The sequence below is a fragment of the Niallia sp. Marseille-Q9988 genome, from assembly GCF_976954375.1.
In genome coordinates, this window is sequence record NZ_CDRJSZ010000004.1 from 66,387 (window position 1) to 82,938 (window position 16,552).

The 16,552-nt window shown below is 34.6% G+C and carries 12 protein-coding genes and 2 pseudogenes; 11 read left to right on the forward strand and 3 right to left on the reverse strand.

Annotation, left to right across the window (positions count from 1 at the left end):
• Window positions 1-262: 262 nt before the first annotated feature.
• The 8 genes and pseudogenes from ACWNMZ_RS07375 to ACWNMZ_RS07410 form a co-directional block, all read left to right on the forward strand.
• Complete coding sequence (locus tag ACWNMZ_RS07375; RefSeq protein ID WP_031537261.1) at window positions 263-1,888, forward strand: peptide ABC transporter substrate-binding protein; 1,626 nt, start codon at window positions 263-265, stop codon at window positions 1,886-1,888.
• Between the two features lie 119 nt (window positions 1,889-2,007).
• Window positions 2,008-2,943, forward strand: a complete 936-nt coding sequence (locus ACWNMZ_RS07380) for an ABC transporter permease (protein ID WP_031537260.1) — start codon at window positions 2,008-2,010, stop codon at window positions 2,941-2,943.
• Window positions 2,944-2,949: 6 nt separating this feature from the next.
• Window positions 2,950-3,888, forward strand: a complete 939-nt coding sequence (locus ACWNMZ_RS07385) for an ABC transporter permease (protein WP_031537259.1) — start codon at window positions 2,950-2,952, stop codon at window positions 3,886-3,888.
• Window positions 3,889-3,942: 54 nt separating this feature from the next.
• Complete coding sequence (locus tag ACWNMZ_RS07390; protein WP_035416393.1) at window positions 3,943-5,985, forward strand: ABC transporter ATP-binding protein; 2,043 nt, start codon at window positions 3,943-3,945, stop codon at window positions 5,983-5,985.
• A gap of 245 nt (window positions 5,986-6,230) precedes the next feature.
• Window positions 6,231-7,220 carry an HTH domain-containing protein gene (locus ACWNMZ_RS07395; RefSeq protein ID WP_031537257.1) on the forward strand — a complete coding sequence of 330 codons (990 nt, stop codon included), beginning with the start codon at window positions 6,231-6,233 and terminating at the stop codon, window positions 7,218-7,220.
• 26 nt (window positions 7,221-7,246) lie between these two features.
• Window positions 7,247-7,741 (forward strand): PRD domain-containing protein, encoded by a 495-nt coding sequence (locus tag ACWNMZ_RS07400; protein ID WP_160314273.1) that lies wholly within the window; start codon window positions 7,247-7,249, stop codon window positions 7,739-7,741.
• A 31-nt stretch (window positions 7,742-7,772) separates the two neighbouring features.
• Window positions 7,773-8,240: a PTS sugar transporter subunit IIA gene (locus tag ACWNMZ_RS07405; protein WP_031537255.1), complete on the forward strand. Its 468-nt coding sequence runs from the start codon at window positions 7,773-7,775 to the stop codon at window positions 8,238-8,240.
• A 49-nt stretch (window positions 8,241-8,289) separates the two neighbouring features.
• Window positions 8,290-8,403: pseudogene (locus tag ACWNMZ_RS07410) on the forward strand (PTS fructose transporter subunit IIB); the annotation flags it as partial.
• Here the strand turns inward: ACWNMZ_RS07410 and ACWNMZ_RS07415 are convergent.
• Window positions 8,362-8,685: pseudogene (locus ACWNMZ_RS07415) on the reverse strand (class II fructose-bisphosphate aldolase); the annotation flags it as partial. The pseudogenes ACWNMZ_RS07410 and ACWNMZ_RS07415 overlap by 42 nt on opposite strands.
• Window positions 8,686-9,315: 630 nt before the next feature.
• Here ACWNMZ_RS07415 and ACWNMZ_RS07420 point away from each other — a divergent pair.
• Complete coding sequence (locus tag ACWNMZ_RS07420; protein ID WP_251627673.1) at window positions 9,316-11,001, forward strand: methyl-accepting chemotaxis protein; 1,686 nt, start codon at window positions 9,316-9,318, stop codon at window positions 10,999-11,001.
• Window positions 11,002-11,307: 306 nt separating this feature from the next.
• Here ACWNMZ_RS07420 and ACWNMZ_RS07425 read toward each other — a convergent pair whose 3' ends face one another.
• A complete protein-coding gene (locus tag ACWNMZ_RS07425; RefSeq protein WP_251627671.1) occupies window positions 11,308-12,018 on the reverse strand; it encodes a GntR family transcriptional regulator in 711 nt (236 codons plus the stop codon).
• Window positions 12,019-12,230: 212 nt separating this feature from the next.
• Here ACWNMZ_RS07425 and bglA point away from each other — a divergent pair, with 212 nt between their 5' ends.
• Window positions 12,231-13,670, forward strand: coding sequence for a 6-phospho-beta-glucosidase BglA (gene bglA, locus ACWNMZ_RS07430; RefSeq protein WP_251627669.1), 1,440 nt, complete (start codon window positions 12,231-12,233; stop codon window positions 13,668-13,670).
• A 176-nt stretch (window positions 13,671-13,846) separates the two neighbouring features.
• On the opposite strand, the gene pepF is transcribed toward bglA, so the two are convergent.
• Window positions 13,847-15,655: an oligoendopeptidase F gene (gene pepF, locus ACWNMZ_RS07435; protein ID WP_251627667.1), complete on the reverse strand. Its 1,809-nt coding sequence runs from the start codon at window positions 15,653-15,655 to the stop codon at window positions 13,847-13,849.
• 304 nt (window positions 15,656-15,959) lie between these two features.
• Here pepF and ACWNMZ_RS07440 point away from each other — a divergent pair, with 304 nt between their 5' ends.
• Window positions 15,960-16,439 carry a VanZ family protein gene (locus ACWNMZ_RS07440; protein ID WP_152910802.1) on the forward strand — a complete coding sequence of 160 codons (480 nt, stop codon included), beginning with the start codon at window positions 15,960-15,962 and terminating at the stop codon, window positions 16,437-16,439.
• Window positions 16,440-16,552 lie beyond the last annotated feature (113 nt).

Here is a 16,552-nt window from a genome sequence, read left to right on the forward strand (position 1 = left end):
TATGAGTAAAATCCTGAGGTTTGTTATAGAGACAAATATTTAGGTGTGTATAGGGGAGAATGTATGGTTACTTAGACTGAAGTTTTAATTTTCAAAATATTACAAATTATAATTGACCTCCATAATGAGGGGCAGTATAATAACTTTATGTTATAAGAAGTAACATCTAATGACTTTCATCCATTTTTTGATTTTGTTTTTGTCAGAAAATATAACATTTTTTTGTTGTGTACATGCTATATACATAATAAGGGGGAAAACAATGCGAAAATGGTGGATGTTAAATGTGTCAGTACTTGTAGTATTAGTGCTATTGCTTAGTGGTTGTGCAGGCTTTAGCTCAAGTGAAGAAGAAAAATCTAGCAATGAAGAAGTTAGTTCATTGAATCTGGCATTAGAATCAGATATACCAGATTTAAATCAAACGAAATCAACGGATGGAACATCTTTTACCATCTTAAATAATGTACTTGAAGGGCTTTATCGACTTGATAAGGATAATAAACCTCAACCTGCTATGGCTGAAAGTGTAGATATATCAGAGGATGCATTAACCTATACCTTCCATTTAAGAGAGGGAATTAAATGGAGTAATGGAGAACCTGTTACAGCAGCAGATTTCAAATATGCTTGGTTAAAAACGTTAGATCCTGATACAGCAAGCGAGTATGCTTTCATTATTGCTCAGTTTGTAAAAGGAGCAGCAGAATATAATGCTGGCGAAGCAGATGAATCAGCTGTTGCGGTAGATGCACCAGATGATAAAACACTGGTTGTGACATTAAACCAGCCTACGCCATTCTTTCTTGATTTAACTACATTTGTAACTTATTTCCCACTAAATCAAAAGTTTGTGGAAGAAGTGGGGTATGACAAATATGCACTGACAGCAGACAGCATTCTTTATAATGGCCCCTATGTATTAACCTCTTATGATCAAGGAACAGGCGTTTCATTAGAAAAAAATAAAGAATATTGGGACAGGGAAAATGTCGCAGTAGATAAAGTAAATTTAGATGTTATTAAAGAAGCAAGTACCGCACTAAATTTATATGATTCTGGGAAACTTGATAAAGTTTATTTACAATCATCGGATGTAAATAGTTATAAAGATAAAGAAGGCTATGGAACAGAAACGATGTTCCGTACTTATTTTACACAAGTGAATTTACAAGAAAAACCATTTGATAATGAGAAAATTAGACAAGCATTTCAATTAGCATTCGATCCGAAAATTTTAACAGACACTATTTTAAATAATGGTTCCCTGCCTGGAACAGGGGTAGTTCCTTCTGGAATTAGCGGAAATAGTTCCTCCACTTATCGTGAAATTGCAGGTGATATTTTTACACCAGATCCTGCTAAAGCAAAAGAGTTGCTTGAAGAAGGAATCAAAGAGAGTGGAGAGTTACCGCCTATCGAACTATTGGCATCAGATGATTCTGTTTCTAAAGATACGGCTACATTTTTACAAAGTGAATTTAAGAAGAATTTAGGGGTAGATGTTTCCATCGTCACGAAGCCGTTTAGTGGAAGATTGGAAGCGATGCGTGAGGGAGATTTCATGATTGCGGTAAATAGATGGGGAGCAGATTATAATGATCCGATGACGTTCATCTATGAATGGTTTGGACAGCCAGCTTCCGCATCACGAGGCTATTTTGAAGACAGCAAGTATCAAGAATTAGTACTAGCTGCTCAAAAAGAAACAGATGTAGATAAACGTATTGATTTATTTATCGAGGCAGAAAAAATACTGATTGATAAAGGGATTGTTGGTCCACTTTACTTTGATGGCAGAGCATATATGATCAATCCTAAAGTAAAAGGGTTAGAATTACCGCCTGGTGGTTCACTAGAATTAAAGTATGTAACAATTGAAAAATAAACATGGAGGAGTTAGGAGGGATATTTTTCCCTCCTAATCTATTAGATTGTTCTCCAACTAGTTAAGGAGGAACTTCTTTAGAAGAAACTAAGTATCTTTTCATGGGAAGAGGTGTTTTTATGGGGAAATTTATTGGCATAAAAATCTTAAATATAATCATTACATTATGGATTATTGCAACAATCACTTTTTTTCTGATGAAGCTGTTGCCGGGCTCTCCTTTTAATGAAGAAAAATTATCGAGTCTCACTGATGAAGCAAGAATGGAGTTTCTTGCAAAATATGAATTAGATAAGCCTGTTTATGTACAATATGGAAAATACTTAGTGAATCTAGTAAAAGGGGATTTAGGAATTTCCTATTATTACAAAGGACAGTCGGTTAACGAGCTTTTATCTAGTCGTATTCTCCCTTCTGCATTCCTTGGTGTGCAAGCTATCATACTTGGATTATCTATTGGGTTAATTCTAGGGATGATTGCAGCTTTAAAGCATAATACGGTTTGGGATTATGTCACGATGTTCGTTGCAGTAATTGGTGTTTCTGTTCCCAACTTTGTATTTGCTGCCCTATTGCAATATGTAGTTGCCTTGAAATGGGGGTTGTTTCCAGTGGCGTTTTGGGAAGGATACGATAGTTCTATTCTTCCATCGATCGCCTTATCTTTAATGATTATCGCACTTGTTTCCAGGTTTACGCGAACAGAAATGCTAGATGTTCTGCAGCAAGATTATATTTTAACTGCTAAGTCGAAAGGGCTCAGCCAATGGGGAGTTATTATCAAACATGCTGTTCGAAATGCGATGATTCCAGTTATCACGATTCTCGGGCCGGTTGCGGTTAGTATTTTAACTGGTTCATTGGTTATTGAAAATATCTTTAGTATTCCTGGTATTGGTAGTCTCTTTGTGGACTCTATTAAGTTTAATGATTATACAACCATTATGGGAGTAACACTATTTTACAGTGCCTTTTTTATTCTAACAATGCTTGTTATCGATCTATTATATAGTGTGATAGATCCAAGAATTCGAATTAGCGGATTAAAGGGGTGAAGATAAATGGCAGAACCAAATCGTAAAATAGATCAGCTGCCCGATGAACTTTTCGAAGTCGTTGGAAGGAAACAGGAGGAGCTAGAACAAATATCGCAGCACTCTTTTTCTTTTATGAAAGATGCTTGGATTCGTATAAAAAAGAACAAGGCGGCTATTGCTAGCTTAGTTGTTTTATTACTAATTCTTTTGCTTGCGATTTTTGGCCCCTATCTGAACGGCTATACCTATTATCAAACGGATTATGATAAAACCTATCAACCTCCTAATGGAGAACATTGGCTTGGGACAGATAAGTTTGGAAGAGATCAATGGACAAGAATTTGGGAAGGGACCAGAATATCTTTATATATTGCCCTTTTAGCTAGTGTTCTTGACTTAGCAATTGGAGTAACCTTTGGTTCGATTTCTGCATTAATCGGTGGGAAAGTGGATAGCTTCATGCAGCGAGTTATTGAAATTCTTATGGGAATTCCCCACTTAGTTATTGTCATCCTATTAATCATGATGATGAAACCGGGGATTTTTACCATCACGGTTGCGATGGTTATTACAGGTTGGGTTAATATGGCTAGGATTGTAAGAGCACAGATTTTAAAATATAAAAATCAAGAGTTCGTTCTTGCTGCCCGTTCTTTAGGAGCAGGCAATAAACGTATTATTGTCAATCACATGATTCCTAATACGATTGGCTTAATTATTATTAATATGATGTTTACCATTCCGAGTGCTATTTTTACTGAAGCATTTTTAAGTTTTATTGGACTAGGATTACAAGAACCGGCAGCTTCCCTTGGAGTTTTGATAAATGATGGTTTCCACTCCATGCGGAATCAATTTTATTTATTGATATATCCGGCTATTGTCATCACCGGATTAATGGTGAGCTTTAATCTTTTAGCAGATGGATTAAGAGATGCTTTTGATCCCAAATTGAGAAAGTAGTTTCAGAGCGCAGTACATAATGAAGAAGATAGACTTTTTGGGGAGGCATAGAAAATGGAGACAATTTTAGAAGTGAAGGATTTACATATTTCCTTTAAAACATATGCCGGGATAGTTCAAGCAATTAGAGGAGTTGATTTCACTTTAAAGAAGGGGGAAACATTAGCAATTGTAGGAGAATCTGGATCAGGAAAATCTGTGACGTCAAGAGCGATAATGAAATTGTTACCAGAAGGAATCTCGAATATCAGTAAAGGAGAGATTTTATTCTATGGGCAAGATTTAGTTTCCTTATCTGAAAGAAAAATGCAAAACATACGTGGTTCGGAAATTTCGATGATTTTTCAGGATCCAATGACTGCCCTTAATCCAACGATGAAAGTTGGATTACAAGTAGTAGAAAGCGTCAGAAAGCATCGGAAAATAGCCCAAAAGGAAGCAAAGAAAATTGCATTAGAACTATTTGAGCTAGTTGGAATCCCCAATGTTGAGCTTAGATATAATCAATATCCACATCAATTTTCAGGCGGTATGCGACAAAGGATAATGATTGCATTGGCATTAGCTTGTAATCCGAAAATTTTAATTGCAGATGAGCCGACTACTGCACTAGATGTTACTATTCAAGCACAAATTCTTGATCTATTAAAAGATATACAGAAGAAAACAGGTACTGCAATCATATTAATTACACATGATTTAGGAGTTGTTGCTAATATTGCAGACTCTGTTGCTATTATGTATGCCGGGAAAATTGTTGAAAAAGGAACGGTTGATGAAATATTTTACGACCCAAGGCACCCTTATAATTGGGGGTTGTTAAGTTCAATGCCAAACTTAGATACAAAAGGAGAATTAATCTCTATTCCAGGATCACCACCTAACTTAATGAACCCTCCAAAGGGTGATCCATTTGCTGCAAGAAATGAATACGCTATGGCTATTGATTATCAATTAGAACCGCCAATGTATCAAATTACTGATACACATTATGCAGCAAGTTGGTTACTGCATGAAAAAGCTCCTAAAATTGCTCCTCCTGTTAGTGTAAATGAAAAGGGAATTTCGTTAGTTCAGAAATCTGTGGAAATAGAAGAAAGTAGGGAGAAGCGTTTTCTTTCTAGTGAACCAATTATGGAAGTGAATAATCTTAAAAAATATTTCCAAATAGATAAAAATCAAACACTAAAAGCAGTAGATGATGTTAGCTTCCATATTATGAAAGGGGAGACACTTGGGCTTGTCGGTGAATCAGGCTGTGGAAAGTCTACAACAGGCAGAACCATATTAAAGTTATATGAGGCAACATATGGAGAGGTTATTTTTCAAAAAAAGAAAATTAATGGTAATGTAAGGAATGAAGAAAAAAAGGCAATTCATCGGAAAATGCAAATGGTATTCCAAGATCCATATGCATCTCTTGATTCTCGAAAAACGGTGGAAGATATAATTGCTGAAGGAATGGATATTCATCAATTATATCAGACGAAAGAGGAAAGAACGGAAAAGGTGAAAGAGTTACTGGAATTGGTTGGTCTTCCAAAAGAGCATGCGAGTAGATATCCCCATGAATTTTCAGGTGGACAACGACAACGGATTGGAATTGCTCGTGCCTTAGCAGTAGATCCAGAATTTCTAATATTAGATGAACCTATTTCTGCCTTGGATGTATCTATTCAAGCACAAGTAGTCAATTTATTGAAAAAGCTCCAAATGGAAAAAGGATTAACTTACTTGTTTATTGCCCATGATTTATCAATGGTGAAATATATCAGTGACCGAATAGGCGTGATGTATTTAGGGGGCCTTGTAGAGCTTGCTCCTGCAGAGGAGTTATATACTGAACCATTCCATCCATATACAAAGGCATTATTATCTGCAATCCCAATCCCAAATCCTAAAGTGGAACGACGGAGAGAGCGTATTGTATTAAATAGTGATCTTCCAAGTGCGATTGCTCCCCCAACAGGGTGCCGATTTCGGACTCGATGTCCGATTGCTACAGAAAAGTGTCAGGAAGTACCGGAGTGGAGAGAGGTAAAGGAAGGTAGATGGGTTGCTTGTCATTATAGTGAGGCGATGAAAGTGATGGTTTAAAAAGCAAGGAAGCAGGGGGATTTTATGTTTCCTTGCTTTTTTTTTGATAGAATGGAAACTTTTTTCAATACGTAAAAAGAGGAAGAATGTTTCCCTAAGTATTCCGATAGATACAATGTAGTAGCTTAAAACAAAAAATCCCGTCTTAATAGGGACACAAAATCCATCATAATTTTGTAATTGTGTATCCATTTTCAATCGAATAAGATAGTAGCATAGAGATTAGAAAAGAGGTGAAGTAATTCGTGAGTGAGGTCATGAATGAGCGTCATCAAATGATTCTTAATATCTTAAGAAAGGAGAAATGTTATGTAACAGCTGCTGAGTTAGCGGAAGTACTAGAAGTTTCCAAAAAAACAATTTATAGAGATATCCAACAAATAATTGATGCAAATTCAATGCCGTTTCGGATAATAAAAAAAGAAAATTTTGGTTATTATTTAGAAAATAATAAGAAAATACTAGAAAGTGAAACTACAGTATTTGATTATCCAGATGAACGTCGTTTGAATCTATTATTATTCCTTCTGTCGATTGCACCCTGTAAAACCTCAATTCAGAAAATATCAGAGAAATACATCGTAAGCCAAAGTTCTATCCTCAATGACTTTAAACATATTGAAAAAGAATTAATGCCATATAACTTAAGACTAATAAGAACAAATGAAGGAACATTTATAAAGGGAGATAAACTATCGATTTATCGGTTAATGGCGGTGATTATTGAAAAATACTTAACTCAAATGGGAGATCCTTTTAGTCAATATGATATTCCTGATTCTATAAAAAAAGTAAAAGTGAAAAATAATAATTTATTAAAAATTAAGAAATTACTACATGATATACAAGTACAGCATGATTTAAGTTTAGATCAGCCCTATTATTTAACATTATTTTGTTCCCTTCTCTCGATCATAGAAAAACAAAGGAATAAGCTTATATTAAACGAAGAAGTAGTATTTGAAGAGATAGATAATAACGCTAGTATCTATTATGTATGTAAAGATTTGGTTGATGATATAGAAAAGTGCTTTTCTATCCAATTAAAAGCATATGATATTTATTCTCTATACTATATTTTGAAAGCGCATAAACTTAATTCACGCTTTTTATTGAATCAAGATACAGAACATTACCAAAATGAACAGGTAATTCTTTTAGCAAATAGGTTAATAGCGAGAGTTACAGAGAATAGTTGGTACCAATTTGATACAGATGATGAGTTATTTTATTAGAAAGATTAAATTTGCACATGCATGCAATGATATATAGACTAAGTCATCGGATATATATTATTAATCCAATTTTAAAGTCGATTAAATCTAACTTTACCAATATATTTGGCTTAATAAAGGTTAGCATAAATGAGTTAATAGAAGAAGGGCATTGGGTGAGGTATATAACGGATGAAGAAATCGGCTATATTACTTTATATTTTCAGATATCTTATGATGATCATTTTGCTAACCAGATTCCTTTATTAATAGAATGTACAAGTGGAATTGGTACTTCTCATTTGTTAAGTGAAAAAATAAGAAGAACTTTTCCTGATATCCATATAAAGAAAATTATAGCTCAACAACGAATAAAACAGACAGACTACGAAGATGTAGAACTAGTGATTTCGACTGTGAAAACACATAGTATTATTGATAAACCAACCATTCTTGTGAGTCCTATTTTAAACCAAGAAGATAAATTTAAAATAGATCAATTCATTAAGGACTACTACAACCAACAAAGTAATAACGGTTGAAAATGGAAAGATAGGAGAGTGTAAAGTGGACATGAGAATAGAAGAATTGGATTTTAATAGGGTTGTAACTGAAGACCTTATAGACTTAAATTTACAAGGCAATACGAAGGAAGAAGTACTTAACGAGTTAGCCGAGTTATTATTTAAAAACGGTTGTATTTCTAATAAAGAAGGATTTATAAAGGATGTGATGTTTCGCGAAAATGAAGGAGTAACAGGTCTAGAAAAGGGGGGAGCCATCCCCCATGGCAAATCTGAGCATGTATTAAAGACATCCATTGCAATTGGTAGAACAAAAACATTAATAGAATGGGAATCACTAGATGGGAATCCTATTAATATTATTATCTTATTTGCAGTCAAAGACACTGATAGAACAACTATTCATATAAAATTATTGCAAAAGGTCGCTGTCTTGTTAGCTGAAGAAGAGACAATTGCAAAGTTTCAAACACTTCAAACGAAGAGTAAATTTTTAAAGGTATTAACTAAAAATTAATAATAAGGGAAAATCTTGATAAATACTTTTTTATTGGAGGAGGATTAGGATGAATATTGTTGGAATATCTGCGTGCACTTCTGGAATTGCCCATACGTATATAGCTAAAGAAAAATTGATAAAAGCTGGTCAAGAAATGGGACATAAGGTTCGAACTAAATCCTACATGAATAGCCCGCATAATATCGTCCAAATTCCCACCGTGATCTAAATGTAGCACAAATGGGACATGACTATTCTTTATTCTTGATAACACATAAGCAAAGAACTCATCCTTTACAAAATCCAATTCAGTTGGATGTACAGCAATAATAGTTGGAGAATTATTACTTTCTGCCTCTTCTACTACTACTCTAAGAAAATTACTATCCGCTACATTGAATGCTCCAACAGCAAATTGATGTTTTTGCGCAACTTCTAATAATTGCTTCATATTTAATAACATAATATACTCCTCTTTTCCTTAATTTTATAAAGATTTCCCTTCAGATCCTGCCACTTGAATATAATATTTAACTAAATCTTTCCCAGTAGCGATGGTCTGATGGGAGCATGTGAGTGGTACCATTGAAGGAAAGTCCAATAATGGAAGAATATCCATGAAAACAACTACATTAAATCAACCCATTCAATTAGAAACGAATAATGGATGAATCGAAATTGAAACAGAAAATGAGCCGACAAATGTCACTTTTGTTGTCCAAGTCGATAACGGTAGCATTAACATTTTGGATAAATATAAAGGAAGCACAGTGATTGGCAATGGAGAGAATCTGGTAAAATTGAAAACGAATAATGGAAAAATTCAGGTGTTAAAATAATATAAGCATTTTTAAAAAAATAGATTGATTAATTGATTTTCTAAAAGGGCAACTTTATTCAGAAGTTGTCTATTTTGTATGTTCAGAAAAGTATTGGAACATCTTTTATAAAAAATACTTATTTAAGAAAATTGGTATCGTATACAAACTATATAAAAACTAAATGTCTCCGATATATAGTAGGTACATAGCTAAGAAATAAATGATAATCAAAATAGCTTTGTGAAAAGGCAAGTAAAACTCAGGGGGATAAAATGAAAATAAAATATCAATTAGCGCTAATTTTCTTCATTTTAATTATATCTATTTTAGGAATAGGCATATATACCAATACTAGTCTGCAAGCTTTACTAACAAAAAGTAAAGAGCTTACGAATGCAAAAGAGATGCAACGTCTTGTTACGCATTTGCAATATCGTATTGCTGGAATTTCTAATGATGAAAGAGGCTTTCTTCTTACAGGCAATAATGAATATATTGATGGAATCAATAGCAAAAAATCGGATATAAATGAAACTTTGAAAACAATGGAAAATCTATCGAATTATCGTGTATATGAAGAAGGGATCAAGGCTTTTAACTCTAGTCTTCAATCGTATTTAACGACAAGTGATCAAGTGTCCACGGTTTATAGGGAGGATAAAGCTTCAGCAGAAAAGCTCCATTTTGAGGATTTACGTACATTGAGAAAAGAAGTACTAGATCCAGCTGTGAATGAATTAGTAGAACATATCAATCAAGATGTCATTCTACTTGAAGAACAAAATCAAAAAAATAGTGAAATAACAAAAATGATATTGATCGTTATTATTATTATTGCAACTAGTTTAAGTATCGTTTTAGGCTTTATTTTACTCAAATCTATTTTGGGTCCATTAAATAAAATAAATAGTCAATTGCAAAATATCGCATCCGGTGAAGGTGACTTAACACAAAGAGTGTACGTAAATGGGAAAAATGAATTCGGTCATTTAGCAAATTCGTTTAACACATTTGTTGGATCGCTTCAGATGATGATAGGCAGTGTAGGTCAAACTTCTAAAAACGTGGCACTTGCATCAGATGAATTAGCTTCTAGTATGGAACAATCAACTGTAGCTGCAGAGCAGGTGGCGTATGCTATACAAACCATTGCAGAGAATGGAAATAAGCAAGATTCACTTACTCAAAACAGTTTAATAGAGGTTAATAATTCCTTGGAAAATATTAAGCATGTAGCAAATACCGCTAGTGAAGTTGCCACTGAGTCCCTACTTATTAAAGAAAAAGCAAAAGATGGGGAATTAGCGTTGGTAGAAATGCAAACACAGATGGAGGCAATTCATGCATCTGTTGACTTGGCTGGCGATGGGTTAAAGTCCCTTGTTTTAAGTACAAATGAAATCGATCAGGTACTAGCAAGCATTGAAGATATATCAAATCAAACGAATTTGCTAGCATTAAATGCATCGATTGAAGCAGCAAGAGCAGGAGAACATGGAAAAGGCTTTGCAATTGTTGCAGAAGAAGTCCGAAAACTTTCAGAAATGACAGGTACTTCAGTTGGTCAAATTCATTCACTTATTAGCTCGATTCATAATCATTCCAATACGACGGAAAAAAATATGTCATTAGTAAAAGAAAATGTAGATGCTGGAACGAAATTATCTGATACTACAAATGAACATATAAAGGAAATCCTAGATCGTGTAGAATCCATCGCAGATCATATTAAAAAGATGGCTGAAACAACGCAAGAAATTACGGCAGAAGTTCAAGAGGTACAAGAGTCTGTTGGGGAAATTGCTCATACTTCTCGTGAAACGTTAGAAAAAACAGAGAGTGTTGCTGCAGCAACAGAAGAGCAAACCGCTTCCTTCCAAGAAATATCAAGCTCAAGTATTGCATTATCTAAAATGTCAGAAGAACTTCAGCAATTAGTCTCTCGATTTAAAATTTAAGGAAGAACACTTTTTATTTTAAAAGTAACTTTTTTGAAATAAAAGAAGAGCACTTTTGTGACTTCTCATTTATTAATTTAAATTTAAGGCTGTTTTCTAAAAGATTGTTGCTTTTTAATAAGAAAAATAAATTAATTAATTAGAAAATACTTAGCAGCCTGAATACATGTAGACTCCCATGGGTTAGCGAGGAAGGTATGACCACAAAGGCGAAGCTGAGGAGGCTCAAGCGTAGCCCCATGGAAAGTAAAGTGTATTCAGGCTGTGGGTCATAGCAACAAACTTTACGAAAACAGCCGAATTTAATTAAAAGAAATGGCTATTTGCCTGAATAAAAAACTGGGACTGCTGATAATTATAAGTGACTTTTGAAAAGTCAAATGGCTGGCCATTCGTTAAATGAAAGATGCTTTCTACTAATAATTTAGGAGCATCTTTTTCTAATCCTAAAAAAGTTGCTTCTTCCTCATTTAACTTATCCACTTGTAAATAGACATCAGAAAAACCAACTTTTAATCCCAATCCTTCTGTTATGTAATGGAAAATGGATTCAGAAACGATTTCTTTATTTAGATAGGTAATGATCGATTTATTATACCAAGACTCCTCTAAGCAAAGGGTTTGTCCGTTTATATAGCGGATTCTTTTCACATAATAAACATCCTCGTTAAGCTCCATATTTAAATTTATAGAGACTTCTTCTGTTGGTTTTCTTACCTCTAATTCAATTATCGTCGAAGTTAGTACATAATCTTCTAAATCCTTTTTAAATCCTTGATTTGAAAGTAAGCTAATATAGCCTTTTCGATTTTGCCTTCTTACAAATATACCGCTGCCCCTTACCTGAAAAATAATCCCTTTTTTTTCTAAAAGCTCCAAGGTTTTTATAATGGTGCTTTTACTAACCCCATACTGTTTCATTAAAGCCTCAATGACGGGTAGCTTGCTGCCTTGTTTAAGTCCATTTTCTTCAATATATCTTTCTATTTTTTCTGCAATTTGCTGGTATTTTAACATGTACATACCTCAATATCTTTAAACTTTATAGCTGGATTATAGCATATCTGTTATAAAAACTCATTAAAATTAACAGGGTATAAAAATATAATATTGTATTTATAATATTATACCGGTACAATTATAGTGTTGAGGTATGGTGTTTTGAATGTGATACAGAAGAGTAATAAACAAACGAATAATGCATGATAAATTAGAAGGAGGAAGAAGCGATGAGTAAAATGCCAAAGGATTTCCTATGGGGTGGTGCTTTAGCTGCCCATCAATTTGAAGGGGGATGGAACAAGGGAGGAAAAGGTCCAAGTGTTGTAGATGTTATGACAGCAGGTGCTCATGGTGTGCCAAGAAAAATAACAGACACCATTGAAGAAGCACAATTTTATCCGAACCATGAAGCGATTGATTTTTATCATCGATACAAGGAAGATATTGCTTTATTCGCGGAAATGGGCTTAAAGTGCTTACGAACCTCGATTGGATGGAGCAGAATTTTTCCAAAAGGGGATGAGCTAGAGCCAAACGAAGAAGGGCTACGCTTTTATGATCAAGTATTTGACGAATTATTAAAGTATGGCATTCAGCCAGTTATTACGCTATCTCATTTTGAAATGCCGTTACATCTTGCGAGAGAATATGGAGGTTTCAGAAATAGGAAAGTAGTAGACTGTTTCGTGCGATTTGCAGAAGCATGCTTCCATCGCTACAAAGATAAGGTGAAATACTGGATGACATTTAATGAAATTAATAATCAAATGGATGTCTCTGGCCCGTTATTTTTATGGACAAATTCTGGGGTAACCATACAAGAAGGGGAAAATGCAAAAGAGGTAATGTATCAAACCGCCCATCATGAGCTAGTTGCAAGTGCATTAGCTGTGTCTGTTGGGAAAAAAATAAATCCGGATTTTCAAATTGGTGCAATGGTTTCGCATATTCCGATCTATCCATATTCTTCTAATCCAGCAGATGTTATGCTAGCTGAAGAGGAAATGAGACAAAGATATTTTTTCCCAGATGTTCAAGTTCGAGGATATTATCCTAAATATGCTTTAAAGGAATTTGAGAGAGAAGGCTATTCTATTACAATGCATACTGGTGATGAAGATATTTTAAAAAATGGGACAGTGGATTATTTAGGTTTTAGTTACTATATGTCTACAACAGTTAAGAGTGATGTGGCTAATAATAATGCAGGGGACATTGTAAATGGAGCATTGCCGAATGCGGTAGAAAATCCCTTTATCAAAGCAAGTGACTGGGGCTGGTCTATTGATCCGACAGGTCTTCGATATGTATTAAATCGTTTATATGATCGTTATCAAATCCCATTGTTTATAGTAGAAAATGGGTTTGGAGCAATCGATACGGTTGAAGAAGATGGAGCTATCCATGACCAAGAAAGAATTGAGTACTTAAAGGCTCATATTGAAGCTTTAGAAAAGGCTGTTTCGTATGATGGGGTCGATTTGATTGGCTACACACCATGGGGAATTATTGATATTGTATCCTTTACAACAGGAGAAATGAAAAAGCGTTATGGAATGATTTATGTTGATCGTGATAATGAAGGAAACGGATCGATGAATCGTTCAAAAAAGGACTCCTTTTATTGGTATAAAGATGTTATTCAATCGAATGGGGAAAAGCTATAATATGGGAAAAGGAAGAGGATTTTTTTGATTTTCTCTTCCTTTTTTCTATGTTTGTCTATTGCTCCTTCATGAAGTGAGAAGTAAAAAAGGCTCGTTTTAGGGTAAAAATATCATTCCATAATGTCAACAACCCACGACTGAAGTCACGAGGGTTCTCGGCTAAAGCCTAAAGACGATTAATAACTAGACTCTAATTCATCTATTAAGCTTCCAACATAGGCCACTGCTTTTTGGATTGGTTCTGGTGTGGACATGTCGACATTCGCTAATTTCATTAGTTCAATTGGTTTTAATGTGCCGCCAGCTTTTAGTACTGTTAACCAGCGATCCACTGCTGTTTTTCCTTCCTCTTCAATCATTTGAGAGACAGCAGTTGATGCTGTTAGGCCCGCAGAGTAAGTATATGGATAAAGCCCCATATAATAATGTGGTTGGCGCATCCACGTTAGCCCAGCACCTTCATCTATTTCCACGCTATCTCCCCAGAATGACTTTAAGACTGCGAGGTTTTGCTCACATAAAACTTTTGCTGTGATTGGCATTCCTTGCTCTGCTAACTCATAGATTCTTCTTTGTAATGCACCCTCAAGTATATGGGTAACGAAATTATGATAATATGTGCCTAGCGATTGAAGGATTACCCATCTTCTGATTTGGACATTAGTAGATTTTTTTATAATATGCTTACTCAAAAGCATTTCATTCATTGTAGATGGTGCCTCGACAAAGTAACGGGATGGTCGAGTATTGGAGATAATTTGATTTCTTCCAGCAAGAACGAAATGTCCTGCATGTCCAAGTTCATGGGCAAGTGTAAAAGTATTTCGCATGGAATTATGCCATGTCATTAATATATATGGATGTGCACCATACGGGCTGGAGCAGAAGGCGCCAGAACGTTTCCCATGGTTATCGGCTAAATCTACCCAACGATCCTTTAAACCTTTTTCCATAATCTCCATATACTCTGGACCCATCACATCAAGTGCCTCTAAAATAAGCTTAGATGCTTCTTCATAGGTGATTTCAGGATCATAGGTTGTATCAAGCGGTGCCTTTAGGTCACAATAATGAATTTTATCTAAACCTAAAATGCGTTCTTTTAATCTCGCATATCTCTGCATATGTGGTGCTAATTCTGTGAGAATGGTGTCCAGCTGGTTATGGTACATTTCTTTTGTCACTTGCTGTTCTTGTAAAAGCATATCGGTTACAGATTCATAGTTACGTAGACGAGATTCGATTACTTGTTTTTTCACTTCTGTTCCATAGGTAGCTGCATACGTATTTTTATAGCGATTTAGCCCTGCGGTAAAAGAGTCGTATGCTTTTCTTCTAATCTCTTTATCAGCAGATTCTTCATACTTTTCAAAGGAATTGAATGTTAACGGATATTCAGTCCCATTATTTGTAACAAAAGAAGAGAATTCCATATCTGATGTTTTGCTTCTTTGATATATCATATAAGGGGAACCATGGATTTCGCCAAAGGCCGCTAATACTTCTTCTGCTTCTGGTGATAACATATGAGGCTTTGCTTCCATTAGGTCATTTAGTGTTTTGGAGAAAACCTGCAATTCTTCTTCAGATTGCATATATGTATTTATTTCATCATTTGATAGTGTAAGAATTTCAGAATCAATAAACGAAAGGCTTGAACTCACTTTTGCATAGAGTGAAGAAACAATCGCATCGTTCTCTTGATATACAGGATTTGATCCATCTGTAGATTGATTAAGATTTGCATAGGTAATAGCTCTCGTTAATCTTTCATTTAGTGCATCTCGCGCTTTTAAGCATTCCAATAACATTGTAGCATTCTGATGAAACTTGCCTTTAAATTGAGTAACAGTAGGAATACTCTCTTCAATCGATGCTATTTCTTCTTTCCATCCTTCTTCTGTTTCAAATAAATCACGTAGGTCCCAAGTATGTTCTAAAGGAACTTCTGAACGGTAAAGCGTCTTTTCCATCTCTGTATTCATTTTTCATTCTCCTTCTCTAACAAACTATTTCGTTATTCGAAACGATTAGTTTGATTATACAATAAACCTATTAAAAGTGGGAATATTTTGTTTATTTAATCATTACATTGTTATTAAATAAGAAAGGAAGGAAAAAAATGCTACTCTTTACTAGAAGAATAATTGTATAATGGAAAAACATCTTACTATTTCACTAAATTTTACAATTTTTTAATAAAGTGAATGGCTGAAAATCGATTATATAAAAAGGAATGAATGTAAATTGCCCCTGAAAATTTCCCGTAAAAAAAGATTTAATCTATTAGTGTTTATTTGTATTGCTTCTATGCTCGTTATTTTTTTCATCTCCCATATGCCATATCAGGAACAAGATATTAAGCCATTTTTACGAGATAAAGTGGATCTTTCTAATGTCCCTTTACCATCTATTCAATTTGAGTACGATGGTCAGCTTGTTTCCACTGATGCAGATCCATATGGCTTTATAGAATTTCTATTTCGTAAAGCAGGACATGTTATCGGCTATTGTTTATTAAGCCTTCTTCTTTTTATAACACTCATGCATACAAGGATAGAACGAAAATGGGTATATGTAATAAGTGGCGCCCTTGCCCTCCTTTATGCAATCTCAGATGAATGGCATCAAAGCTTTGTGCCTGGTAGAACAGGACATTGGCAGGACGCCATTATTATTGATGGAATGGGAGTAGTTTTGGGATTACTTGTTGGATACATTTGTACATCTTTAATAAAACGTAAGGGTACAAACGGACGGTTCTTTTAGATGGTAGCAACTAGAACGACCTTAAATCCTGAAGTGGTATAGAATTCAAATTTAGTTTTTGGAAAGAAAATAATAAGATGGCGTGGAAAAAAAGTCGACATTCAAGTAATCAT